This is a genomic window from Aeromonas sp. MaB10011B, from assembly GCF_017939325.1.
GTDB classification, from domain to species: Bacteria; Pseudomonadota; Gammaproteobacteria; order Enterobacterales; family Aeromonadaceae; genus Aeromonas; species Aeromonas caviae.
On the sequence record NZ_JAGKRK010000078.1, the window covers coordinates 1 to 24,749 of the forward strand.

Annotated in this window: 20 protein-coding genes and 1 tRNA gene; 13 read left to right on the forward strand and 8 right to left on the reverse strand. The window is 62.1% G+C overall.

Going from position 1 to position 24,749, the window contains the following annotated elements; translation table 11 throughout:
• On the forward strand, positions 1 to 141 hold a 141-nt coding region (locus J9893_RS17630; protein WP_210537842.1), incomplete at its 5' end, for a transposase.
• Between the two features lie 47 nt (positions 142 to 188).
• Here J9893_RS17630 and fadR read toward each other — a convergent pair.
• Positions 189 to 902 carry a fatty acid metabolism transcriptional regulator FadR gene (gene fadR / locus J9893_RS17635; RefSeq protein ID WP_010674906.1) on the reverse strand — a complete coding sequence of 238 codons (714 nt, stop codon included), beginning with the start codon at positions 900 to 902 and terminating at the stop codon, positions 189 to 191.
• Positions 903 to 1,235: 333 nt separating this feature from the next.
• Between fadR and nhaB the strand changes: the two genes are divergently transcribed.
• Together nhaB and dsbB are read left to right on the forward strand one after the other, a co-directional pair.
• Positions 1,236 to 2,810: a Na(+)/H(+) antiporter NhaB gene (nhaB, locus tag J9893_RS17640; protein WP_010674907.1), complete on the forward strand. Its 1,575-nt coding sequence runs from the start codon at positions 1,236 to 1,238 to the stop codon at positions 2,808 to 2,810.
• Positions 2,811 to 2,896: 86 nt separating this feature from the next.
• On the forward strand, positions 2,897 to 3,418 hold the full coding sequence (gene dsbB, locus J9893_RS17645) for a disulfide bond formation protein DsbB (RefSeq protein ID WP_010674908.1): 522 nt from the start codon (positions 2,897 to 2,899) through the stop codon (positions 3,416 to 3,418).
• A gap of 246 nt (positions 3,419 to 3,664) precedes the next feature.
• Here the strand turns inward: dsbB and J9893_RS17650 are convergent, their stop codons facing one another.
• The 3 genes from J9893_RS17650 to uvrB all read right to left on the reverse strand — a co-directional run bounded on the left by J9893_RS17650 (position 3,665) and on the right by uvrB (position 6,741).
• Positions 3,665 to 4,327 carry a DedA family protein gene (locus J9893_RS17650; RefSeq protein WP_010674909.1) on the reverse strand — a complete coding sequence of 221 codons (663 nt, stop codon included), beginning with the start codon at positions 4,325 to 4,327 and terminating at the stop codon, positions 3,665 to 3,667.
• Positions 4,328 to 4,474: 147 nt separating this feature from the next.
• A complete protein-coding gene (locus tag J9893_RS17655; RefSeq protein WP_041215068.1) occupies positions 4,475 to 4,732 on the reverse strand; it encodes a DUF1232 domain-containing protein in 258 nt (85 codons plus the stop codon).
• A complete protein-coding gene (uvrB, locus tag J9893_RS17660; protein WP_210599942.1) occupies positions 4,729 to 6,741 on the reverse strand; it encodes an excinuclease ABC subunit UvrB in 2,013 nt (670 codons plus the stop codon). The genes J9893_RS17655 and uvrB overlap by 4 nt, the downstream gene beginning before the upstream one ends.
• 132 nt (positions 6,742 to 6,873) lie before the next feature.
• Between uvrB and J9893_RS17665 the strand changes: the two genes are divergently transcribed.
• From J9893_RS17665 to J9893_RS17690, 6 genes are all read left to right on the forward strand, one after another.
• A tRNA-Asn gene (locus tag J9893_RS17665) sits at positions 6,874 to 6,949 on the forward strand.
• A gap of 770 nt (positions 6,950 to 7,719) precedes the next feature.
• Entirely contained in the window at positions 7,720 to 9,405 is a 1,686-nt protein-coding gene (locus J9893_RS17670) for an aspartate:alanine antiporter (protein WP_029314601.1), read from the forward strand.
• Positions 9,406 to 9,583: 178 nt separating this feature from the next.
• Positions 9,584 to 11,116: a lytic transglycosylase F gene (locus tag J9893_RS17675; protein ID WP_201985402.1), complete on the forward strand. Its 1,533-nt coding sequence runs from the start codon at positions 9,584 to 9,586 to the stop codon at positions 11,114 to 11,116.
• Between the two features lie 171 nt (positions 11,117 to 11,287).
• A complete protein-coding gene (locus tag J9893_RS17680) occupies positions 11,288 to 12,253 on the forward strand; it encodes a tripartite tricarboxylate transporter substrate-binding protein (RefSeq protein WP_201985400.1) in 966 nt (321 codons plus the stop codon).
• Between the two features lie 57 nt (positions 12,254 to 12,310).
• On the forward strand, positions 12,311 to 12,772 hold the full coding sequence (locus tag J9893_RS17685) for a tripartite tricarboxylate transporter TctB family protein (RefSeq protein ID WP_201985399.1): 462 nt from the start codon (positions 12,311 to 12,313) through the stop codon (positions 12,770 to 12,772).
• A 9-nt stretch (positions 12,773 to 12,781) separates the two neighbouring features.
• Positions 12,782 to 14,311 (forward strand): tripartite tricarboxylate transporter permease, encoded by a 1,530-nt coding sequence (locus J9893_RS17690; protein WP_201985397.1) that lies wholly within the window; start codon positions 12,782 to 12,784, stop codon positions 14,309 to 14,311.
• A gap of 137 nt (positions 14,312 to 14,448) precedes the next feature.
• Here J9893_RS17690 and J9893_RS17695 read toward each other — a convergent pair whose 3' ends face one another.
• The 4 genes from J9893_RS17695 to J9893_RS17710 form a co-directional block, all read right to left on the reverse strand.
• Positions 14,449 to 15,114, reverse strand: coding sequence for a response regulator (locus J9893_RS17695; protein ID WP_201996949.1), 666 nt, complete (start codon positions 15,112 to 15,114; stop codon positions 14,449 to 14,451).
• Positions 15,115 to 16,698, reverse strand: coding sequence for a sensor histidine kinase (locus tag J9893_RS17700; RefSeq protein WP_201985394.1), 1,584 nt, complete (start codon positions 16,696 to 16,698; stop codon positions 15,115 to 15,117).
• On the reverse strand, positions 16,695 to 17,906 hold the full coding sequence (locus J9893_RS17705) for an ROK family transcriptional regulator (protein WP_029314606.1): 1,212 nt from the start codon (positions 17,904 to 17,906) through the stop codon (positions 16,695 to 16,697). Before J9893_RS17705 ends, J9893_RS17700 begins: the two co-directional genes overlap by 4 nt.
• A gap of 104 nt (positions 17,907 to 18,010) precedes the next feature.
• Positions 18,011 to 19,678 carry a methyl-accepting chemotaxis protein gene (locus J9893_RS17710; RefSeq protein ID WP_010674921.1) on the reverse strand — a complete coding sequence of 556 codons (1,668 nt, stop codon included), beginning with the start codon at positions 19,676 to 19,678 and terminating at the stop codon, positions 18,011 to 18,013.
• Positions 19,679 to 19,806: 128 nt separating this feature from the next.
• Here J9893_RS17710 and J9893_RS17715 point away from each other — a divergent pair, with 128 nt between their 5' ends.
• The 4 genes from J9893_RS17715 to glpC all read left to right on the forward strand — a co-directional run bounded on the left by J9893_RS17715 (position 19,807) and on the right by glpC (position 24,687).
• Positions 19,807 to 20,262, forward strand: coding sequence for a YchJ family protein (locus J9893_RS17715; RefSeq protein ID WP_080768035.1), 456 nt, complete (start codon positions 19,807 to 19,809; stop codon positions 20,260 to 20,262).
• Between the two features lie 221 nt (positions 20,263 to 20,483).
• Positions 20,484 to 22,163, forward strand: a complete 1,680-nt coding sequence (gene glpA, locus J9893_RS17720; RefSeq protein WP_201996950.1) for an anaerobic glycerol-3-phosphate dehydrogenase subunit A — start codon at positions 20,484 to 20,486, stop codon at positions 22,161 to 22,163.
• Entirely contained in the window at positions 22,153 to 23,433 is a 1,281-nt protein-coding gene (gene glpB / locus J9893_RS17725) for a glycerol-3-phosphate dehydrogenase subunit GlpB (RefSeq protein ID WP_201996951.1), read from the forward strand. The genes glpA and glpB overlap by 11 nt, the downstream gene beginning before the upstream one ends.
• A gap of 51 nt (positions 23,434 to 23,484) precedes the next feature.
• Positions 23,485 to 24,687: an anaerobic glycerol-3-phosphate dehydrogenase subunit GlpC gene (gene glpC / locus J9893_RS17730; RefSeq protein WP_042017056.1), complete on the forward strand. Its 1,203-nt coding sequence runs from the start codon at positions 23,485 to 23,487 to the stop codon at positions 24,685 to 24,687.
• The last annotated feature ends 62 nt before the right edge of the window (positions 24,688 to 24,749 follow it).

Genomic DNA, 24,749 nt, shown 5'->3' on the forward strand with positions numbered 1-24,749 from the left:
GCAAACTACCCGATGCACACGAGTGTGCTGGAAGGGGTGAACAACAAGATCAAAGTGATAAAGCGCATGGCATATGGATTTAGGGACTCAGAATACTTTTTTCTGAAAATCAAGGCGGCCTTCCCCGGAAAGCCGCGATGAACCAAAAAAAACGCGCCATCAGGCGCGTTTTTCTTGGATCAGGGCAATCAGTTGTCACACAGGTTGCTTGGCATGTCCTGACGCAGACGGGTCCAAAGCTTGCCAGACTCGATGCCGTACTGGCGTACCGTCATGAACACGGCTTCGTGATCCTTAGTTTCGGCCAGCTTGCGCAGCGTCTTGTAGTAGGCATCTGCGGTTTCCCGCGCCTGTTTGTCCGAGAAGTAGTAGCGGCCAACCCGGCTATATAAGCCCTTGAAACCGTTGAGAATCAAGGCATAGATGGGGTTGCCCGAGGCAAATGAAAGCTGGTGATGCAAACGGTAGTCGAAGTCCGCATAGGCCTCGGCCGTGTTCTCCACATCATCGGCACCCCGCAAGATCTCGGCGGCCTGTTCCGGGTTGTTGCGAATGGCGCCACGGATGAAGATGGTGCAGATGTTGGTCCGGGCGGAGAGCAGCTGTGCCACCAGATCCGGCACCTTGTCCTGATCGAGACGTGCCAGTGTCTCCAGAATGTTGAGACCGGAGGTTTCCCAGAAATTGTTGACCTTGGTCGGTTTGCCATGCTGGATGGTGAGCCAGCCATCACGGGCAAGGCGCTGCAACACTTCACGCAAGGTAGTGCGAGTCACGCCGATCAATTCGGACAGCTCGCGCTCCGCCGGTAGAATGGATCCAGGAGGAAAGCGATTGTTCCAGATGGACTCGATGATGTATTCCTCGGCAAACCCGGCAGGGCTTTGCGCTTTAATGACCATGTAATGACTCTGTTGTAGTGCGTAAAAAGGCCCCCGAATAATAGCAAAGCCGGTCATGCTGGCAAGCAGAAGGTCGGTCCTCTGCTCACATTACCCCGATCTTTTTGTTAAAAATATGTATGCGGCGACAAGTGAGGAGTCAACCAACACCAAATGATGGGAATATAAGCGTTTGCTCGCTGGGCAAGTTCAGCGACCTTATTTATAGTTATCGCTCCCTTGATTAAAATCATGTGCAATCAATCTGATACAGGTGAATATCCGGATGTTCGGCTCGGGTCGGGCTCGACTGCATAGACGCAGATATCAACAACAGAACAGAGAACCATCATTATGCCAATCAGCCTAGGGCGCGCGTTTACAAAGAACTTTTTGGGCAATGCTCCGCGATGGTACAAAATTGCCATCGTTCTATTCCTGCTGATCAACCCGATCATTTTCTACGTTGATCCCTTCCTGGCCGGCTGGCTGCTGGTTGTCGAGTTTATTTTCACCCTGGCCATGGCCCTCAAGTGCTATCCGCTGCAACCGGGCGGACTCCTGGCCATCGAAGCCGTGCTCATCGGCATGACCTCCGCCAACCAGATAAAACATGAGCTGGTGGCCAATATCGAAGTGCTTCTGCTGCTGGTCTTCATGGTGGCCGGCATCTACTTCATGAAGCAGTTGCTGCTCTACGTCTTTACCAAGATGCTGGTGCGCATCCACTCCAAAACGTTGCTTTCTCTCGCCTTCTGCCTGGTGTCTGCATTCCTCTCCGCGTTCCTTGATGCCCTGACCGTGATCGCCGTGGTCATCAGCGTCGCAACCGGCTTCTACGCTATCTACCACAAGGTGGCCTCCCGGGATGAGTCCGGCAATCTGCATCATGATGACGAAGAGATTGACGAGCTCTCCCGCCAGCATCTGAACGAATTTCGTGCCTTCCTGCGCAGCCTGATGATGCACGCCGCCATCGGTACCGCCCTGGGGGGCGTCTGCACCCTGGTCGGCGAACCCCAGAACCTCATCATCGGTGAACAGGCGGGGTGGCACTTCGGTGAATTTGCCATTCGCATGGCGCCAGTCACCATCCCGGTCTTCATCTGTGGCCTGCTGACCTGCATCCTGGTCGAAAAATTCCGCTGGTTCGGTTATGGCGCCCGCTTGCCCGAGCCCGTGCGTCACATCATGGAATCCTACGAGCGAGACGAAGACGCACAACGTACCCCGCAGGACAAGGCCAAGCTGATCGTCCAGGCGCTGATTGCCACCTGGCTTATCACGGGTCTTGCCCTCCATCTGGCTGCAGTTGGGCTGATCGGCCTGACGGTCATCGTGCTCGCGACGGCGTTCACCGGCGTGACTGAAGAACACGCGCTTGGCAAGGCATTCCAGGAGGCTTTGCCGTTCACCGCCCTGCTCACCGTCTTTTTCAGCGTGGTGGCGGTCATCATCGATCAACAGCTGTTCAAGCCGGTGATCCAGTGGGTACTGGCGGCCAAGCCGGAGGATCAGCTTGCCCTCTTCTACCTGGCAAACGGTCTGCTCTCCATGGTCAGTGACAACGTCTTCGTCGGCACCGTCTACATCAACGAGGTGAAGACCGCCCTGATCAACGGCGCCATCAGCCGCGAGCATTTTGATCTGCTGGCCGTGGCCATCAACACCGGCACCAACCTGCCGTCGGTCGCCACCCCCAATGGCCAGGCCGCATTCCTGTTCATGCTCACCTCGGCCCTCGCTCCCCTGCTGCGCCTCTCTTATGGCCGCATGGTCTGGATGGCGCTGCCCTATACCCTGGTGCTGGGGCTTGTCGGCTTCTTCTCCGTGGAACTGCTCCTCGGTCCTGCAACCGAATGGTTCTATCAGGCAGGGTGGTTGCTGGATCATGGGGCACTGCCACTGCCCACCCCGTCCACACACTGATCATGAAAGGGGCTGTTCGGCCCCTTTCTTTTCAGATGGGGCTCTGCTCTAATTAAGCCACTATTTTTCTCTGAGAGATCAATCAGATGATCGAGTATCTTCGCCGCATTGCCAGTCATCGTCTGGCCTGGGGATTGCTGGCAGCCTCCGCTTTCGCGCTGGAACTCTGCGCCCTCTTCTTCCAGCACGTGTTGGGTTTGCACCCTTGCGTGATGTGCATTTATGAACGTATCGCCCTCCTCGGCGTACTCACGGCCGGCCTCCTCGGCATGGTCGCGCCAGAGCGCTGGTACCTGCGCTGGAGTGCCATGCTCCTGTGGGGTTACAGCGCCTTCTGGGGCCTGAAACTGGCGCTCAAGCATGTGGATTACCAGATGAACCCCTCCCCCTTCAACGTATGCGAGGGATTTGTTGACTTCCCTGCCTGGGCACCACTGGATAAGTGGGTTCCCTGGATGTTCTACCCGGACGGCGACTGCAGCGAGATCAGCTGGCAGTTCCTCGGTTTCTCCATGCCGCAGTGGCTCGTGGTCATCTTTGCCGCCTATCTGCTGGTGTTCGTCATCGTGGCTGCTGGCAACCTGATAAAAGGGCGCTGCTGCAACTAGTTCGTCACTCGACCCTAAGAAGGGAGCCCATGGCTCCCTTTTTATTTCCTCTTTATCGCCTCACGACCCCATGCCCAGAGGGCCGGATCTCCTTCTCCCTGTTCTGCCAATGAAGTGGCTGCCTGCGGGTGTGCATCATCGTAACAGGCCACAAGCGGGTCAAAGGGCGCAGCAGCGACCTGCCACTCGGCCTACCAACAAGAAGGGAGCCATCGGCTCCCTTCTTTCATGTCGTGCACGGCGATGTCACGCGCCTTCGGAGGTAGCCTTGCTGGCACTTCTCCTGGCCTTCACCATGCCGATCACCATGGGCAACAAGGAGACCGCGATGATGCCGAAGATGAGCAGGGTAAAGTTGTGGCGCACTACCGGCAGATTGCCAAAGAAGTGGCCGGCATAGACGAAGGAGAGCACCCACAAGAGCCCCCCCACCAGGTTGAACGCCAGGAAGCGGGGATAGGTCATGGCCCCCATGCCCGCCACGAAGGGGGCGAAGGTGCGCACTATGGGCAGGAAGCGGGTGATGATGATGGTCTTGCCGCCATGCTTGGCATAGAAGGCATGGGTCTTGACCAGATAGTCCCGGCGAAAGATTTTGGAATCGGGGTTGCGAAACAGCTGCTCACCGAAGAAGTGGCCTATGGTGTAGTTCACCACGTTGCCGAGCACCGCGGCGATGATCAGCACGGCGGCTAGGGTGTGCACGTCCAACACGCTGCCCACGGTGAGGGCACCTGCAGCAAACAACAGGGAGTCCCCCGGCAGGAAGGGAGTCACCACCAGCCCGGTTTCACAGAAGATGATGAGAAACAGGATGGCGTATACCCAGACGCCATAGTTCTCGAACAGCTCTTTCAGATGCACGTCAACGTGCAGAATAAAGTCGATGGCAAAGAGGATCAGATCCATTTTTTGGTACCCATGAAGTGAACGGCGTGGAGTCTACGCCAATGAGACCTGGCTCACAATCTCCCCATGGTCCCCTTTTTCGAATCCCATGAAGGGAGTCATTCAGTCCCCCCTTCTTTTCCCCTCTCCCTGAACGTAGGCTTCTGCTCACTCGGCCTTGTCCAGAGCGGCAAGCACCTCGCCGGGCAAGCATTTCTCCCAGCCCCACAAGAGGAGCAGCAACAAGGTAGCGTCGTCGAGCCAGCCAAGGAGAGGCACCACATCGGGGACAACGTCCACCGGGCTGATGCCATAGAGCAGAATAAGGATCACCAGCCCCTTCGCCCACCAGGGCGTGCCTGGGTGGCGAAAGCCTTGATAGAGGCGGCGCAAACGCCGCCAGATGAGCCAGCGTCTGGTGCTCATGACTCGATCAGCTCGCCGCGCAGCCGCTGGATCTGATCCCGCAGCGCCGCCGCCTGTTCGAACTCCAGATCCCGCGCATGCTGGAACATCTGCTCTTCCATCCGCTTGATCTCCTTGCTGATCTCGCTGGCAGAGCGGGCATGGTACTCCCCTTGCGGTTCGGCAGCCTTGCGACTCCCCTTGCCCGCCTTGCCCGCCGTGCGGCTGCCCCCCATGTCCATCACATCGCCGATGGCCTTGTTGAGCCCCTTCGGCACGATGCCGTGTTCCAGGTTGTGGGCGTGTTGCAGGGCGCGGCGCCGCTCGGTCTCTTCGATCGCAACCTTCATGGAGTTGGTGATGGTATCCCCGTAAAGGATCACCTTGCCGTTGAGGTTGCGCGCTGCCCGGCCGATGGTCTGGATGAGGGAGCGGGTGGAACGCAGGAAGCCCTCTTTATCCGCATCCAGAATGCCCACCAGGGAGACTTCCGGCATGTCGAGTCCTTCGCGCAGCAGGTTGATGCCCACCAAGACGTCGAACTTGCCAAGGCGCAGGTCGCGGATGATTTCCACCCGCTCCACGGTATCAATATCCGAGTGCAGATAGCGCACCCGTACCTCGTGATCCGCCAGGTATTCGGTCAAGTCCTCCGCCATCCGCTTGGTCAGTGTCGTGACCAGCACCCGCTCCTCCACCGCCACCCGCTTGCGGATCTCGGAGAGCAGATCGTCCACCTGGGTGCTGACCGGCCGCACTTCCACCTCAGGATCGAGCAGGCCGGTGGGACGCACCACCTGCTGCACCACGTCACCGCCTGACTTCTCCAGCTCGTAGGGGCCGGGGGTCGCCGAGACGAACACCGTCTGGGGCATCAGCGCCTCGAACTCGTCGAACTTGAGGGGCCGGTTGTCCAGCGCCGATGGAAGGCGGAAGCCGTACTCCACCAGGGTCTCCTTGCGGGATCTGTCCCCTTTGAACATGGCGCCGATCTGCGGCACCGTGACGTGGGATTCGTCGATGATGAGCAGGCCGTCCCCCGGCAGGTAGTCAAACAGGGTGGGCGGCGGCTCACCCGGTGCGCGGCCGGAGAGGTAGCGGCTGTAGTTCTCTATACCGGAGCAGTAACCCAGCTCCTGCATCATCTCCATGTCGAACTGGGTGCGTTGGCTGATGCGCTGCTCCTCCACCAGCTTGTTGAGGTTCATCAGCTGCTCGCGCCGCCCCTTGAGCTCCTCCTTGATGTGCTCGATGGCACCCAGAATGGTCTCCCGCGGGGTGGCGTAGTGGGTCTTGGGGTAGATGGTGTAACGCACCACCGTCTGCTCGATGGCGCCGGTCAAGGGATCGAACAGGGAGAGGCGTTCTACCTCTTCATCAAACAGCTCCACCCGCAGGGCCAGCTTGTCCGATTCGGCGGGGTAGATGTCGATCACCTCCCCCCGCACCCGGAAGGTGCCGCGCTGGAAGGCCATGTCGTTGCGGGTGTACTGCAGTTCGGCGAGGCGGCGCAGGATATCCCGCTGATTGATCACGTCCCCCACTTTGAGGTGCAGCATCATGCTGAGGTAGGCCTGGGGATCCCCCAGACCATAGATGGCCGATACCGAGGCGACGATCACCACGTCGCGCCGCTCCAGCAGCGCCTTGGTGGCTGACAGCCGCATCTGCTCGATGTGATCGTTGATGGAGGCATCCTTCTCGATGAAGGTGTCCGTGGTCGGCACATAGGCTTCGGGCTGGTAGTAATCGTAATAAGAGACGAAATACTCCACCGCGTTGTCGGGGAAGAACTCCTTCATCTCCCCATAGAGCTGGGCCGCCAGGGTCTTGTTGGGGGCCAGGATCATGGTGGGACGATTAAGAGTCGCGATGACGTTGGCCATGGTAAAGGTCTTGCCCGAACCGGTCACCCCGAGCAGGGTCTGGTGGGCCAGTCCCGACTCGATGCCATCGAGCAGCTGGGCGATGGCCCTCGGCTGATCCCCGGCGGGTTGAAACTGGCTGGCCAACTGGAATAACTTGCTCATGACGACTCCCGGCAAAAAACGGCAAGGGAGCAGTGTACCCCGAGTTGAAGGAGCTGGGTATCCGCTCACCCTCCCTGATGGCTATTGACCCTGAAATACGACCTCTGTATGATGCACCTCCTTGCCTGATGTTCCCCCGTAGTTCAGTCGGTAGAACGGCGGACTGTTAATCCGTATGTCACTGGTTCAAGTCCAGTCGGGGGAGCCAATTCCTCACCATCTCGGTGCAAGTTATCCACTTTAGTGCTTTCCTCTTCCAATTTTAATGCACAAGCCCTCCCCTGCGGCCTGACTCCCTTTTGATATCCCGTTACTGACCAGCAGCGTTTTGTTCTGCTGCGCATAACTATTTGATTTTTATAGAAACAATTTATTGCAGGTATTTTTTGAACAGTCCTTGCAGCCCAGTATTGGCGCGGCTTTCAGCCTGATCGCCAAGTTTCATAAACAGGGTTATCCACAGTTTCTGTGGGTAACTTGACCAAAGCCACGGTTCATCTGGGCTGGCAGCCATTGTCCCCGGTTTGCGATGGCTGCCCCCGCTCTTCCCCATTTTCTGCTGTTTTTCCCTTCCCCCCTAAATGGGATGAATCGACTCGCGGTGCTGCCTGTGGGGGATTTTTTTTCGCTATGCCGCGTCCTACGGGTCAGCCCTCGCCGGATGAGTCATGAGTCTCTTTTGTTACCCTTCAATTTCCTCAGTGGAAAATGCTGAAAAACATGCCCGTTTGCTCCCCATGCAGCAGGTAATAAATTGTCCACAGAGCGTCATCCCCTCTCTGCTCGACAGCATATTTCACTCATTGACAGCGGGCCTTGCAGCGTAAAATAGAGGTGTTTTCCCCAGCCCCCCCTCGCATCCCTATCTTCATCGAAGAGACCAGCACTTAACTGGCTGTTAATCCGCTTTGGCGCTTCTTTCTTGATACAGGATCCGGCACAATATCGGCCTCACTTTTATCCTCGGTTTTTCCGGGCATGACCATAGATTTCGTGACACTGCTACATCAAAGCGACTCCCTGCTGCTGTTCGTGGTACTAGCCTTCGGGCTGCTGCTGGGCAAGGTACGCATCGGCAACTTCCAGATAGGCAACACCATAGGCGTGCTCTTCACCGCCCTGCTGTTTGGCCAGATGGGATTCCAGTTTTCCACCTCCACTGAAAACGTCGGCTTCATGCTGTTCATCTTCTGTGTGGGAATTGAAGCGGGGCCGCACTTTTTCAGCGTCTTCCTTCGCGACGGCATCCACTACATCACCCTGACCCTGGTGATCCTGCTGTCGGCCCTGCTGCTGACCGTGGGGCTCGCCAAGTTCTTTAATCTGGGGCCCGGCATGGCCGCCGGCATTCTGGCAGGTTCCCTCACCTCCACGCCGGCCCTGGTGGGGGCGCAGGACGCCCTGCGAAGCGGATTGCTCAACCTGCCCCACCAGACCGACATGCAGTCGGTGCTGGACAACATGGGCATCGGCTACGCCCTGACCTACCTGGTGGGGCTGGTGGGGCTGATGCTGGTGGTGCGCTACCTCCCCTCCCTGGCCAGGCTGGATCTCAATACCGAAGCGCAGAAGATTGCGCGCGAGCGGGGGCTCTCCGACAGCGAGAGCCGCAAGACCTATCTGCCCATCATCCGCGCCTATCGGGTCGGCCCAGAGCTCGCCGCCTGGATCGGGGGGCGTACCCTGCGGGAGACCGGCATCTATCCCCACACCGGCTGCTATGTGGAGCGCATTCGCCGCAACGGCATCCTGGCGAGCCCCGACGGTGATGCCGTCATTCAGGAAGGGGACGAGATAGCTCTGGTGGGCTACCCCGAGAGCCACGAGAAGCTCGACGTCAACTACCGCAACGGCAAAGAGGTGTTCGATCGCAACCTGCTTGACCTCCAGATCGTCACCGAAGAGATCGTGGTGAAGAACGATGCCGTGGTGGGTCGCCACCTGGTGGAGCTCAACCTCACCGAGAAGGGGTGCTTCCTGAACCGGGTGGTGCGCTCCCAGATCGAGATGCCGTTCGATCGCAATATCATGCTGCAAAAGGGTGACGTGCTGCAGATCAGCGGCGAGAAGCAGCGGGTCAAGCTGCTGGCCAACAAGATCGGCTTCATCAGCATCCACAGCCAGACCACGGATCTGGTGGCCTTTGCCACCTTCTTCGTGCTGGGGCTGCTCATCGGCTCCGTCTCCCTGGTGTTCGGCCAGATCGAGTTCGGCCTCGGCAACGCCGTCGGCCTGCTGCTGGCGGGGATCCTGATGGGCTACCTGCGGGCCAACCACCCGACGGTAGGCTATGTGCCGCCTGGCGCCCTGCGTCTGGCCAAGGATCTCGGCCTTGCCGTCTTCATGGTGAGCACCGGCCTCAAGGCGGGGGGTGGCATCCTGGATCACCTGAGCGAGGTGGGGATGGTGGTGCTCTTCTCCGGCATGCTGGTCACCACCTTGCCGGTGCTGGTCGGCTACCTGTTCGGGGTCTGGGTGCTCAAAATGAACCCCGCCCTGCTGCTCGGCGCCATCACCGGCGCCCGAACCTGCGCCCCGGCCATGGACGTGGTGAACGAGGCCGCCAACAGCTCCATCCCGGCGCTCGGTTACGCCGGCACCTATGCGGTGGCCAACGTGATGCTGACCCTGGCGGGCTCCTTCATCATCGGCTTCTGGTTCTAGCCAGGCGGGCCCGCAACACGCAGAAAAAGAGGAGCCTCGGGGCTCCTTTTTTCATGGGTAGACGGCCAGGGGGTTGAATAGTGGAAATCGTGCTATGGGGCCTTCTCTATCAAACCCAATAAGCTAAATCACCCGCAAGGCGCCACTTACACTCAATAAAACGAGTGAGGTGTACGTTATGAAATGCTTATGGATTGTCGTGATCTGGCTGTTCTGCTCCCTGACGCCAGCCTGGGGGGCCGAATCCGACAAGCAGGCGGCCACCAATGAGGAAACGGAAAAAAGCGCCCTGAGCTTCGAGGGCAACGAGCTTGCCAAACCCATGCTGGGCGACCTTGACGCCATGCTGGAGCGCCGCTCCATCCGGGTACTGACGACCTACAACAAGACCGGCTACTTCATCAACAAGGGCGTGCAACGGGGGGCCACCTACGACGCCTTCGTCCAGGTCGAGAAGCGGCTCAACGAGCAACTGCGCAAGGACAAGGCCATCAAGCGCCACCTCAAGGTGCACTTCGTCTTCATTCCCGTGGCCCGGGAAGCCCTGCTGAGCGCCCTCATCGCCGGCAAGGGGGACATCGCCGCCGCCAATCTCACCATCACGGACAAGCGCAAGGAGCAGGGCGTGACCTTCACCGATCCCCTGCTGCAAGACGTGCGGGAGCTGCTCGTCTCCGGCCCCTACTCGCCCAAGGTGGAAAGCGCCGCCGATCTGGGGGGAAAACGCATCTACGTGCGCCCCTCCTCGAGCTATTTCGAGAGCCTCATGGCTTACAACCAGGCGCGCAAGTCGGCGGGAGAGCCCCTCATCGACCTCCAGCCCGCCTCGGAGGTGCTCGAAGATGAAGATCTGGTGGAGATGGTGAACGCAGGCCTGCTCCCCTTCATCGTCATGGACGAGCACAAGGCCCGCTTCTGGCAAAAGATTTTCCCCGGGATCACCATTCACGACACCCCCGTGTTCCGGGAAGGGGGCGTCATCGCCTGGGCGGTGCGCAAGGAGAGCCCCCAGTTGCTCGCCATGCTCAACGAGCAGATAAAGGCGCTGCGCGGCAAGGCGACGGGGGATGAGATCCTGGCCCGTTATCTCAAGCAGAACAAGTTCGTCAAAAGCGCCGCCGTCGAGGCGGAGCGCAAGAAATTCCTGCAGGTGGTCGAGCTGTTCCGTGAATATGGCGAACGCTATGACATGGACTGGCTGCTGATGGCGGCTCAGGGCTACCAGGAGTCCGCCCTCAACCACCAGGCCCGCAGCCATGTGGGCGCCATCGGCATCATGCAGATCATGCCCGCCACCGGCAAGGGGCTGAAGGTCGGCGACATCCGCAAGCTCGAGCCCAATATTCACGGCGGCGTCAAATACATGCGCTGGATGATCGATCACTACTATGCGGACGAGCCCATGACCGCCCTCGACAAGGCCCTCTTCTCGTTCGCCTCCTACAATGCCGGCCCCGCCCGGGTGGCGCGGCTCCGCACCGAGGCCAGAAAACGGGGGCTGGATCCCAACGTCTGGTTCCACAATGTCGAGTACGTGGCGGCAGAGAAAATCGGCCCCGAGACGGTCACCTATGTGGGCAACATCTACAAGTACTACATCGCCTACAAGCTGGTGATGGAGCAGGTGGCCCTGCGCCAGCAGGCGAGCGATGCCCTGAAACAGGAGGCGAAGGAGGACGTCAGCACATCGGCGGCGAAACCGACCCAGTGATCCTTGCCGGACGAGGCGCCCATGGCGCCTCGTCTCTGTGCACATCCTTCTGTGGCCCGTGACCAGAATGAACACAATGGGCACAACAGCCTTAATAGCCATTACGGTCAGATTGTTTTCCAATCAGACATAATTAATTAACCTTCTTGCAACAATCACAAGGAGAGCACCATGTTGCAAGGAACCCTCAAACGCACCCTGATCGGTAGCCTGCTCGCACTGAGCGTCGGCGCCCACGCCCAGATCAACGAAGTCCACTTCCTGATCCCGGGCGGCGCTGGCGGCGGCTGGGATACCACGGCCCGCGGCACCGGTGAAGTGCTGGCCAAGTCCGGTCTGGTCAAGACCGTCTCCTACCAGAACATGTCCGCCGGTGGAGGCGCCAAGGCCATCGCCCACCTCATCGAGACCTCGGCCCAGTCCGACAAGACTCTGATGGTCAACTCCACCCCCATCATCGTCAAATCCCTCTCCAAGGAGCTGCCCCAGTCCTTCCGTGACCTGACGCCAGTGGCCGCCATCATCGCCGACTACCAGGCGCTGGCGGTGAAGGCGGACTCCCCTTATCAGAACTGGGCCCAACTGCTGGCCGCCTACGAGGAGAACCCGGCCAAGGTGAAGATCGCCGGTGGCTCAGCCCGTGGCAGCCTGGATCACCTGGTCGCCGCCCTGACCTTCAAGAATGCCGGTGCCGACGCCAGCAAGCTGCGCTACGTCGCCTACGATGCTGGCGGCAGCGCCATGGCCGCCGTGCTGGCCGGGGAGACCCAGGCCATCTCCACCGGCTTTGGCGAGGCGATGGAAGCGGTCAAGTCGGGCCAGATGCGGATCCTCGGGGTCACTTCCGACAAGCGCCTACCGGGGGCGGAGCAGATCCCCACCTTCAGCGAGCAGAACAATCCCACCGTCTTCGCCAACTGGCGCGGTTACTTCGCCTCCCCCACCATCAGCCCGGAAAAGTCCGCCGAGTTTGCCGCCCTGCTCAAGCAGATGTACGACAAGCCGGAGTGGGAAGTGGTCCGCAGCCGCAACAGCTGGACCAACCTCTACAAGTCCGGTCCCGAGTTCACCGCCTTCCTCGACGGCCAGGAGCAGCAGATCGGCGGCCTGATGCGCGAGCTCGGCTTCATCAAGTAACCCTCGTTGTCACATCGCAGGCGGGCGCAGGCCCGCCGCTCATGTTGGAGTCAAGAGATGAACATCACCAAGGAGCGACTGGGGGGCCTGCTGTTTCTGCTGCTCTCCCTCGCCTACGGCTATTACGCCACCGAGATACCGGGCTACCCCGGCGACGAATACGAACCCTTCACCGCCAGTACCCTGCCCTATGCCCTGGCCGGGATCGGGGCGCTGCTCTCCCTGCTGCTGGTGCTCTTTCCCGGGGGTGAGCCTCTGTGCCGGGAAGAGGGGGACTGGCGCCGGGTCTTCATCCTGCTCGGGCTCATGATCATTTACGGACTGGGGCTCACCTGGTTTGGCTTCGTGCTCTCGACCATCGCCTTCCTGAGCGTGGGCATCCGGGTACTGGGTGAGCCGAGCCTGCGCTACGGCCTGATGATCAGCGTCCCCTTCTCCATCGGTTTCTGGGCCCTGCTCACCAAGGGGCTCAACGTCTATCTGGAGCCGGGTCGCCTGTTCACCCTGCTCGGTTTCTAAGGAGTCACCATGTTAGACGGAATCTTGCAAGGACTCGGCACCGCACTGCTGCCGGTCAACCTGATGATGGTGGTGCTTGGCTGCTTCATCGGCACCTTTATCGGCATGCTGCCGGGCCTGGGCCCCGTCACCGCCATCGCCCTGATGATCCCCATCACCTATGGCCTGGATCCCTCCTCCGGCATCATCCTGATGGCCGGCGTCTATTACGGCGCCATCTTCGGGGGCTCCACCTCCTCCATCCTGATCAACGCCCCCGGCTGCTCCGCCACCGTGGTCACCGCCTTCGACGGCTATCCACTGGCCTGCAAGGGACAGGCGGGCAAGGCGCTGGCCATCGCCGCCTACGCCTCCTTCACCGGCGGCACCCTCTCCGCCATCATGCTGATGGTGGCGGCGCCGCTGCTGGCCAAGGTCTCCCTCTCCTTCCAGTCGGCGGACTACTTCGCCCTCATGGTGCTGGGGCTCTCCGCCGTGGCGGCCTTTGCCGGCAAGGGGCAGGTGCTCAAGGCGCTGATCATGGCGCTGTTTGGCATCATGATCTCCACCATCGGCATCGACCGCAGCGTCGGGGTAGACAGGTTCACCTTCGGCCTGCCAGACCTGCGTGACGGCTTCTCCTTCCTGCTGCTGGCCATGGCCACCTTCGCCCTCGCGGAGATCCTGATGGCGGTGCTGCGCCCCGGCAAGGACAACAGCGAGGAAGAAGCCAGGCAGATGCAGCAGCTCGGCAGCCTCAAGCTGAGCAAGGAGGAGGTCAGGGAGATAGCGCCCCCCATCGCCCGCTCCTCGGTGCTGGGCTTTCTCATCGGCGTGCTGCCGGGGGCCGGCGCCACCATCGCCGCCTTCATGGCCTATGGCGCCGAGCGCAACATCGCCGGCAAACAGCGCCAGGAGCAGTTCGGCAAGGGCAGCCTGCGCGGTCTGGCCGCCCCGGAAGCGGCCAACAACGCCGCCTCCACCGGCTCCTTCGTGCCCCTGCTGACCCTGGGGATCCCGGGCTCCGGCACCACGGCCCTCATCCTGGGCGCCCTGGTGGCCTACGGCATCCAGCCGGGCCCACGTCTGTTCATGGAGCATCCGGACGTCTTCTGGTCGGTGATCATCTCCATGTATCTGGGCAACGTGGTGCTGTTGATCCTGAACCTCCCCCTCATCCCCTACCTGGCCCGGGTACTGGCGGTGCCGCGCCCCGTGCTCATCCCCATGGTGCTGCTGTTCTCCCTGACCGGGGTCTATCTGGTCTCCTTCAACACCATGGACATCCATGTGATGGCCATCGTTGCACTGATCGCCATCGGCCTGCGCCTGCTCACCTTCCCCATGGCCCCCATGCTGCTCGGCTTCATCCTGGGAGGCATGCTGGAGGACAACCTGCGCCGGGCCCTGGTGATCAACGACGGCAGCCTGAGCTTCCTGTGGGAGCGCCCCATCACCCTCGCCTTCACGGTGATCACCCTGACCATGTTGCTGCTGCCCGTCTGGCAGTGGTGGCAGGCTCGCCGGGCCCCCAAGGTGGAGCCTGCCACCAGCCACTGAATCGATGATCCTCTGCCACCTCTGAACCCTGACCATCACGCGCAGAGACCTTGATGCCCACGGGAAGCAAATCCTGATAAAAAGAGCGCCGAAAGGCGCTCTTTTCTTGTCTGGACAACAGGTTCCGGGCGACCGGATCACGGCTTGCTGTAACGCCGCTCCGGCCGCCCGACGGTGCCATATTCGAGCTCGGGGCTCGCCAGTTGCTGCCCCACCAGAAATTCCAGATAGCGGCGTGCCGTGGTCCGGCTCACCCCTATCCGGCTGCCTATCTCCTCGGCACTGGCGGCCTCCGGAGTCAGGGCCGTCAGCACCCGCTGCAGGGTGAGAGCATCGATGCCCTTGGGCAGTCCCTCTGCCGCCACCTGCTGCAACGGCGTACCGAACAGGGTGTCCACCGCCTGCTGGTCGATGTCGGCCAACGCCGCCAGGGCGGCGATGCTCTGACGGTACTTCTCCAGGGTGTCGCGCAGCCGCTCGAACACCACGGGCTTCAAGATGAAATCCACCACCCCGAGGCGCATCGCCTCCTGCAGGGCAGCGGCTTCCCGCGCCGCGGTGAGCAGGATCACATCCAGACTCGCCCCCGCCTGGCGCAGCTCTCTCAATAGCGAGAACCCCTCTCCATCGGGCAACCAGACATCCAGCAGCACCAGATCGGGCCGGAGGATCCCTATCTGCTCCCTGGCATCGAACAGGGTCAACGCCACCCCCAGCACCTCGAAACCGGGGAGGCGCTGCACGAAACGGCGGTGGATCTCGGCAATGGCGGGATCATCCTCGACGATCAGGATCTTGATCACTCACACCTCCTTGGGAATGTAACAGACGACGCAACTTCCCTGCGTCGTGGCTTCGATGGTGATCTCCCCCTGCAGGGCATCCAGGGTCTTGCGCACCAGGGAGAGCCCGATACCGTGTCCTGGCTCGGGCTTGCTGCTGACCCCCTGTTCGAACAACCTGTCCGCCAACTGCGGGTCGATGCCGCCAGCCCCGTCTTCCACCTCCAGCACCAGATCCTGCCCCAGATCGCTCAGGGAAACCCGGATGGGCTGATAGGGCGCACCGTGGCGGCGGGTCGCCTCGAAGGCGTTGTCGATGAGGTTGCCCAGCACCGTTACCAGCTGGGAACCGCTGACACGGGCAGGAATGTCGTGCAGACGGGCATCGGGATCGATCACGAGCTCAAGACCGAGCTCGTGTGCCCTGTGGTATTTGCCGAGCAGCAACCCCGCCACCTTGGGTTTGGCGATGGCCCCCATCAGGAAGCCGAGCAGGGTCTGCTCGGTGGCCGCCTCCCGCCCGATGAAGGCGAGCGCCTCCCGGGTGGCACCGAGCTCAATGAGGCCGGCGATGGTCCCGAGCTGGTTGTTGTGCTCGTGGGTCTGCACCCGCAGCAGATCGCTGTAGGCCTGCACCTGGGAGAGCTGGGCACTGAGTTCCGCCAGCTCGTCCTTGCGCCGAAAACTCGACACGGCGCCGATCAGCTTGCCCTCGCGCACCAGCGGCAACCGGTTGACGATGAGGGACTGGCCGTTGAGCACGATCTCCTCGTCAAACTGGGGGGTCTGCTCTTGCAGGATGGAGAGCATGCGACTGCCCGGCAGCAGGTGACCGATGGGCTGTCCAATGGCGGCCCGGGCAGTGGTGTCGTCCAGGCGCAGCAGCTTGATGCCGTTGGGGTTCAGAGAGGTGAGGCGCCCTTGCTCGTCGATGGTGAGGATCCCCTCGCGCACCGTGCGCAGGGTACAGTCGAGCTCCGCATAGAGACGCCCCATCTGCTCGGGTTCAAAGCCGAAAATCGCCTTCTTGTAGCGCCGGGCCAGCCAGGCGGCGGCGACACTGTTGAGTACCACAATGAGCAATGTCATGGCCAGGCCAAAGCGCAAATAGCCCTGCAGATCCGCATCGATGTCCCGCACCAGATAGCCGACCGACACCACCCCGATGATCTTGCCCATCTCGTCCCGGATGGGCCCCTTGCCGCGCACCGAGACCCCAAGGGACCCTTGGGCCCTGGAGATATAGGCCTCCCCCTGCAGGGCACGCTCGGGATCATCACCCACCATGGGTTTGCCAATCCGGTCCGCATTGGGGTGCACCAGGCGGCGTGCCTGCCTGTCCCCGATGACGATGTAGCTGGCCCCGACCTCGGCGCGGATCCGCTCCACCAGGGCATTGAGGCGGACCGTATCCGCCCGCTTCACCCCGGCGATGACGCCGGACTCCCGCGCCACCAGCCGTGCCACATCCAGGGCCTGATCCCCCACCTCACGGTAGCGCTGCTCGGCGACATAGTAGTAGCTGGCACCGCTCAGCAACACCAGTTGCAACAGACTGACCAGACAGAGAATGAGCAGGAAGCGTCCTTGCAACCCGAGCCTCATGCCTCCTTGTCGCCTCGCAACAAGTCGAGCAGCAGACTGCCATCGCGCAGGGCCTTGTGCACCTGCACCGAGGTGGGTTTGGTGGGATCTTCGTAGAAGTGGGTGGATTCAATCTGCAGGCGCACCAGGTACTCGGCGGGCAACTGGCTTGCCAGGGACTGGTGCAACATGGGGAAGAGCAGTCGATCGGCCCGGGTGATCTCCCCCCCGAGCAGCAGCTTGCCCGGATTGAGCAGGCAGATGAGGTTCGCCAGCACCCGGGAGAGGCGGCCTGCTGCCTGGTGCAGGATGTCCTGACACAGGCTGTTGCCAGCCAGCGCCAGCTCGCACAGCTCGCGGATGGTGACGCTTTCGGGCAGATCGAACTCCTGCATCCGTTCGCGCAGCTCCCGATATTGCGCCTCCAGCGCCTGATTGGTCACCAGGGTGCAGGCGCAGCCAAAGCCACCGCAGTAGCAGCGCTGGCCATAGGGTTCGAGCTGCAGGTGGCTGAGATCCCCGAGCAGAGCCGACTCGCTCTCGATGAGCTGGCCATTGACCACCATGCCGACCCCGATGTCGTTGTGCACGAACACCAGCACCGCATCCGAGCAGTTCCTGGCGGCGCCCCACTCCCGCTCGGCCTGGATCCAGGTGCGCACGTCGCCGCTCACCAGCACGGGTACCGAGAAGGCCTCCTGCAGGGTGGGACCGAGGGGCCAGTTGCGCAGATCGTAATAGGGAAAATGCTTGACCATGCCGGAGTGGCGCTCCACCTGGCCGGGCAGGCAGAGGGCGATGCAGGCCAGACGCAGCGCCTTCTTGGGCAAAAAGCCCTCGATAGCCCGCACCAGGCTGGCCAGCAGCTCGGCACGCTCCGCCTCGTTGAAGACATGGCGATGGCGTGCCAGGGAGTGACCAGCTAGGTCAAACAGGGCCATGTCAACATAGCCGCGCCCCAGACGCATGGAGAGAAACTGGAAGCGGCGCTCGTTGATGCGCAGCAGGGTCTGGCGACGGCCACGCCCCACCGAGCTCTCGCCGCAGGTGACCACCAGGCCGCCGTCCAGCAGCTCGCGGGTGATCTTGGTGATGCTGGCCGGCGACAGGCCGGTCAGACGGGACAGATCGGTACGGGACAGCTCCTTGTGCTCCTCCAGGCTGGCATAGACCAGGCCGTAGTTGAGCTGACGGATCAAATCGATACTGCCTTTCACGATCTCATTCATAGGGTTGGGGCTAACGAAAGGAACGAATGGCGCGATTTTCACACATTCTGCGCCGATCCCCAAATTTGCCGTCTGGAAATCCTGTCCAGACGGCAAAAATGTGATTAGTAACGGAAGCGGGAGACGAGTTGGCGCAATTTGTCACCCGTGCCTGCCAGGGCGCGGGTGGTGGTGCTGGACTCCCCGGACGCCTCGGTCAGCTCGCTGACGATCTGCTGGATGGCCACCAGGTTCTTGTTGATCTCCTCGGAGACCGCGTGCTGCTCCTCGGCGGCCGTGGCGATCTGGATGTTCATGTCGTTGATGGTGCCGACCGCCGCCACCATGCTGTCCAGGGAGCTGGCGATGTGGCTCGCCTCCTGCACCGTCTCCTGGCTGCGTGCCTCGCTGGCCTGCATCACCTCCACCGCCTGTTTCACCCCGCCCTGCAGGCGCTGGAGCATCTCGTTGATCTCCTTGGTGCTCTGCTGGGTACGGCCCGCGAGGGATCGCACCTCGTCCGCCACCACCGCAAAGCCGCGCCCCTGCTCGCCCGCCCGGGCCGCCTCGATGGCGGCGTTGAGGGCCAGCAGGTTGGTCTGATCGGCGATGCCGCGAATGACCTCCACCACGGAGCCTATCTTGCCGGTCTCATGGGCGAGCTGCTCGATGACCCCGGCCGCCACATGCACTTCGTCCACCAGCCGGTTGATGCTGCCGATGGCGCTGTTCACCACGCCGCGGGCCGCATCGGACTCGCGGGCCGCATCGCTGGTTGCGCTGGCTGCGTTGGAGGCGCTCGCCGCCACCTCCTGGGCGGTGGAGCTCATCTCGGTCACCGCGGTCACCACCTGATCCGTCTCCTTGCCGTGGCCCTGCATCTGCCTGTCCGCATGCTCGCTCAGGCTATGCAGCCGATCCACGGCCCCCAGCAACTGGTGACTGGTTTCCCCCACCTGGCTCACCACCGACTGGATCCGCTCGACGAAGCGGTTGAAGGCGGCGGCCAGCTGCCCCACCTCGTCCTTGCTCTGCACCTTGAGGCGCTGGGTCAGATCCCCGTCCCCGTCGGCGATGTCATTGAGTGCGGCAACCGCATCCGCCAGCGGGCGGGTGACCCGGTTGCCGATCACCACGGTGGCCGCCAGGGTCACCCCCAGGATCACCAGGATGAACAGCACCCCGGTTTTCAGGGAGCCATACATGGTCTCCTCCCGCTCGCTGCGCAGGGTGGCCAGCTCATTGTCGATGTCGTCGATGTAGAAGCCCGTGCCCACGACCCACTGATACTTGTCGAGCACCAGATTGAAGGAGAGCTTGGGGGCATCCCGCCCGATAGAGGGCTTGTTGGTCCAGTACTCCGAGAAGCCATCTCCTTCCCGCGCCGACTTGATGATCCCCTGAATGAGGAAGGCACCCTTGGTATCCTTGTCCTGCCAGCGGTTCTTCCCCTCCATCTCGGGCCGGGTCGGCAGCAGCACGGTATTGCCCTGATAGTCGTAGACGAAGAAGTAGCCGTCGCTGCCATAGCGCAGCGGCCGCAATATCTCCTTCACCTGCTGGCGCACTTCGGGGCTGTCAGGCTTGCCGTAGCTGCCCTCGATGGCCGTCTTGGCCAGCATCAGATAACTGCTGAGCAGCGCCTTGCGCTCCTTGATTGCCCTCTCCCGCGCCACCACCAGATCCGACTCCAGATCGCTCCTGGCCACCAGGTAGTTGCTGAGATTGACCACCAGGGCCATCAGCAGCACGGGGATGGCCCCCAGTAACAGGATCTTCTGCTTAAGTGTCATTGTGTCACCCTTTGTGCTGTGTTCATTGCTGCATGATGTCTGCCTAAACGGCATGGGAAGCTGGCCGAAAGGGAAGTGCGTTCGCTACAATCCCGCCACCTTTAATTATCGACCAGATGAGCTGACTCATGAACCTATGTCCTTGCGGTTCCTCTCTTTTTCTTGCCAAGTGCTGCGGTGTACTCCACGCAGGTCAGCCCGCCGCCACCCCGGAGCAGCTGATGCGATCCCGCTACAGCGCCTTCGTGCTGGGATTGGGAGAATATCTGGTACACAGCTGGCACCCGGACTATCTGAACGGGTTGACCGCGGCCGACCTCTCATCGACCGACACCCGCTGGGATGGCCTCGAGATCCTCGCCAGCCAGGGCGGCCCCGATGACACCCTCGGCATGGTGGAATTCAAAGCCTGGTTCCTGGAGGGGGACGAACGTCACTGCCTTCATGAGCGCTCCCGCTTCGTGCGCCATCAGGGGCGCTGGGTCTACACCGACGGCGAGCAGGATCCGGCGCCGCTGCGGGTGGGGCGAAACGACCCCTGCCCCTGTGGCAGCGGCAAGAAGTTCAAGAAGTGCTGCGGCTGAGGTTTCCCCCACGCCGCCCTCTGGCCAGCCCCCGGGCTGGCCTTCTCCCCTCCCGTCATGCTTTCCCCTGCCCGCCTCGACGGTGACGTGAGGTTCATCACATTTCGCTCATCGCCTCACACTCAGTGAGCGTTTACGAACATTAATTTGGCCCATATCAAACATTTTACGTCGTGAAGGCGCCACACTGGCCTCATCTGGAAGAGATGAGACGGGCAAGAATGAAAAGAATCACCACACAAGTCGTCATCATAGGGGGGGGCGCCACCGGCGCCGGCATCATGCGCGATTGCGCACTGCGCGGCATCGACTGCATCCTGCTTGAGCGGGACGACATCGCCGCCGGCACCACGGGCCGCAACCATGGCCTGCTCCACTCCGGCGCCCGCTACGCCGTGACGGATCAGGAGTCCGCCCGCGAGTGCATTCAGGAGAACCGCATCCTCAAGCGGATCGCCAGCCACTGCGTCGAGGACACCGGCGGCCTCTTCATCACCCTGCCGGAAGATGACATCCATTTTCAAAATACCTTCATGGACGCCTGCGCCCTGGCGGGCATCGACGCCCGCCAGCTGGATCCCGCCGAGGCGCTGCGCCTTGAACCCAACGTCAACCCGGCGCTGATCGGCGCCATTCAGGTGCCGGACGGCACGGTCGACCCCTTCCGCCTGGCCGCTGCCAACGTGCTGGATGCCAAGGAGCACGGCGCCCGCATCTTCACTCACAGCAAGGTGCTGGGGCTGCTGCGCACCCAAGACAGAGTGCACGGGGTCAAGGCGATCAACACCCGCACCGGCGAAGCGTTCGAGGTGGAGTGCCAGGAGGTGATCAACGCCGCCGGCATCTGGGGCCAGCAGATCTGCGAGTACGCCGATCTCGGCATCCGCATGTTCCCCGCCAAGGGTTCCCTGCTCATCATGGATTACCGCATCAACCAGCTGGTGCTCAACCGCTGCCGCAAACCGGCGGACGCGGACATTCTGGTGCCGGGCGATACCATCTCCCTCATCGGCACCACGTCGAGTCGCATCGATTACCACAAGATTGACCAGCTCACCGTCGAGCCCGAGGAGGTGGAGGTGCTGCTGCGCGAGGGGATAAAACTGGCCCCCATCATGGCTCGCACCCGTCTGCTGCGGGCCTACGCCGGCGTGCGCCCCCTGGTGGCGATGGATGGCGACGAGTCCGGCCGCAACATCAGCCGTGGCATTGTGCTGCTGGATCACGCCGAACGTGACGGCCTCCAGGGGTTCAACACCATCACAGGCGGCAAGCTGATGACCTACCGGCTGATGGCCGAATGGGCCACCGACTTGCTTGCCAAAAAGCTTGGCAACAGCAAGCCCTGCCGCACCGCCGAGCTGAGCCTGCCCGGCTCGCGGGATCCGGAGAAGGTCTCCGCCCCCGGTCTCTCGGTACCCGCCGAAGGCTCGGCCCAGTACCGCCACGGCGAGCGGGTCATCGCCTTTTTCCGCGACAATCCCAAGGCCAACGCCCTCATCTGCGAGTGCGAGATGGTGACCGCGGGCGAGATTGAATACGCCCTGCGGGAGCTCGACGTGGACAACCTGGTGGATCTGCGCCGCCGCACTCGACTGGGTATGGGCCCCTGTCAGGGGGAGCTGTGCGCCTATCGCGCCGCCGGCCTGATGCAGGAGTATGGCAAGGCGGACGGTCGTCAGGCCTGCGTCATGCTGCGCCAGTTCCTGGAGGAGCGCTACAAGGGCACCCGGCCGGTGCTGTGGGGCGATGCCCTGCGGGAAGCCGAATTTACCTACTGGATCTACGAAGGGCTGTTCGGCCTTGGCGAGTGGACGGCCCCCCACCTGGTGAGCGAGCCCCCCTTCCCGCTCGATGCCAGCACCGCCAATTCCACCAAGGAGCGCAGCCATGAAATTTGACAGCATCGTGATCGGCGGCGGCATGGCGGGCCTCTCCGCAGCCCTGCGCCTGGCCGAGGCGGGCCAGAAGACCCTGCTGATGGCTTCCGGCCAGAGCGCCCTGCACTTCTCCTCCGGCTCGGTGGATCTGCTGGAGAGCGACGGGGATCCCCGCGCCGCCCTGCCCGCCTTCATGGCGGCCCATCCGGATCACCCTTACAGCAAGGTGGGGATGCAGAATATCGAGGGGAGTCTGGCCGACCTGCAACGCCACTGCGCAGAAGAGGAGCTGCCCCTGATGCGCCAGGAGCACAACCACCAGCGGCTGACCCCCATCGGCACTCTGAAATCCACCTGGCTCTCCCCCGACACTTGTGCCTGCGTGACTGATGCCCCCGCTCCCGACGCCATCCTGCTCGCCACCCTGGAAGGGTTTCGCGATTTTCACCCGGCGCTCGCGGCGGCGAATCTCGCGACCCACGCCCGCTTTGCCCACAGCCGCATCCTGACCGGGGAAATTCGCCAGCCCCAGCTCGCCCAGTTCAGCCGCAATCCCCACGAGTTTCGCTCCGCCGACATCGCCCGCCTGTTCGACAAGCAGGGGCCTGGCCAGCAGGACCTGCTGGCGGATCTGGCCCGCGAGATCAGCCGCATGGTGCAGGGATGCGGCGTGCCCGACTGTCGCCATATCGTGCTGCCCGCCTGCCTGTCGCTGGGGCTGGTCGGCCCGCGTCTGAGCGAGCTGGAACGGCGCACCGGCTGCACCATCAAGGAGGTGGCCACCATGCCGCCGTCCCTCATCGGCATGCGGATGCAGGAGGCCCTAAAGCGCCGCTTCATGGCCCTTGGCGGCACCTTCCTCACCAGCGAGCGGGTGCTGGGCGCCCGCTATGACGGCGACAAGGTTATCGGGGTGCACAGCCAGCACGGGGAGGATCAGCTGTTCGAGGCGGACCACTTCGTGCTCGCCTCCGGCAGCTTCTTCAGCCGCGGGCTGGAGTCGCGCCTCGGGGGCATTCGTGAACCCATCTTCGATGCCGACGTACTGAGCCTTGCCGAGCGCGACGCCTGGGCCGGCCGCCGCCTGTTCGACCACCACCCCTTCATGGGCTTCGGGGTCAAGACCGACGAGCGGCTGCGGGTGCTGCGCGGTGGCAGACCCCTCGCCAACCTCTACGGCGCCGGCAGCGTGCTGGCGCACTATGACCCCATTAAAGAAGGTTCCGGCTCCGGCGTGGCCGTTGCCACCGGCTGGCAGGCCGCCGGTCACATTTTGAGTTCAGCCCAATGATGATTTCGCCCCATATCCCGTGCCTTCACACCCAACGGGAGGAGAACTGACATGCTACTGGATCATGCCAACCAGACTTTCGATCAGTGCATCAAATGCACCGTCTGTACCGCCTACTGCCCGGTGGCCAAGGCCAACCCGGCCTACCCCGGCCCCAAGCAGGCGGGCCCGGATGGGGAGCGGCTGCGCATCAAGAGTCCCGAGCTCTTTGACAGCGCCCTCAAGTACTGCACCAACTGCAAGCGCTGCGAAGTGGCTTGCCCGAGCGGGGTGCGCATCGGCGACATCATCGCCAAGGCCAAGCACCAGTACAGCGGCTTCAAACCGGGGATCCGCGAGTTCGTGCTTTCCCACACGGATCTGATGGGCAGCATGTCCACCCTGATGGCCCCGGTGGTCAACTTCACCACCGGCCTCAAGCCGATGAAGCAGGTGCTGGACAAGGCGCTGGGGGTCTCCTCCCACCGGGACCTGCCCAAATATTCACAAGGCACCTTCCGCGGCTGGTACAAGAAGCAGAAAGCGACTCAGGCCCGCTTTGCGCGCCAGATCGCCTACTTCCACGGCTGTTATGTGAACTACAACCATCCGCAGCTCGGCAAGGAGCTGGTGCAGGTGCTCAACGCCATGAACATCGGCGTCCAGTTGCTTGCGCGGGAGAAGTGCTGCGGCGTGCCGCTGATTGCCAACGGCTTCATGGACAAGGCCAAGCAGCAGGCGGCCTTCAACATCCAGCAGCTGGAGAACACCCTGCTCGGCAACGAGATGCCGCTCTTGGCCACCTCCTCCACCTGCGGCTTCACCCTGCGGGACGAATATCCCCACCTGCTGGAGCAGGACAACCACAAGGTGCGGGATCGCATCTCCCTGGTGACCCGCTTCCTGTGGAACGAGTTCGATCGGGGCAACAAACCGGCCATGAAGCCCCTCAATCTGCACATCGCCTACCACACCCCCTGTCACCTGGAGAAGATGGGGGGCGTCATCTATACCCTCGAACTGCTGCGGGCCATCCCCGGCGTCAAGGTAACGGTGCTGGACTCCCAGTGCTGCGGCATCGCCGGCACCTACGGTTTCAAGTCGGAGAACTACGACACCAGCCAGGCCATCGGTCAGGGGCTGTTCGATCAGATAAACCGGCTCAAACCCGATCTGGTCATCACCGACTGCGAGACCTGCAAGTGGCAGATCGAGATGAGCACGGCGTTTCGCTGCGAACACCCGGTGCACCTGCTGGCACGGGCGCTGGCCTGACCGCCATCCCCCCGGTCCGCCCATCATCACGGGCACCGGCTTGGAATAGACACGCCCCGGTC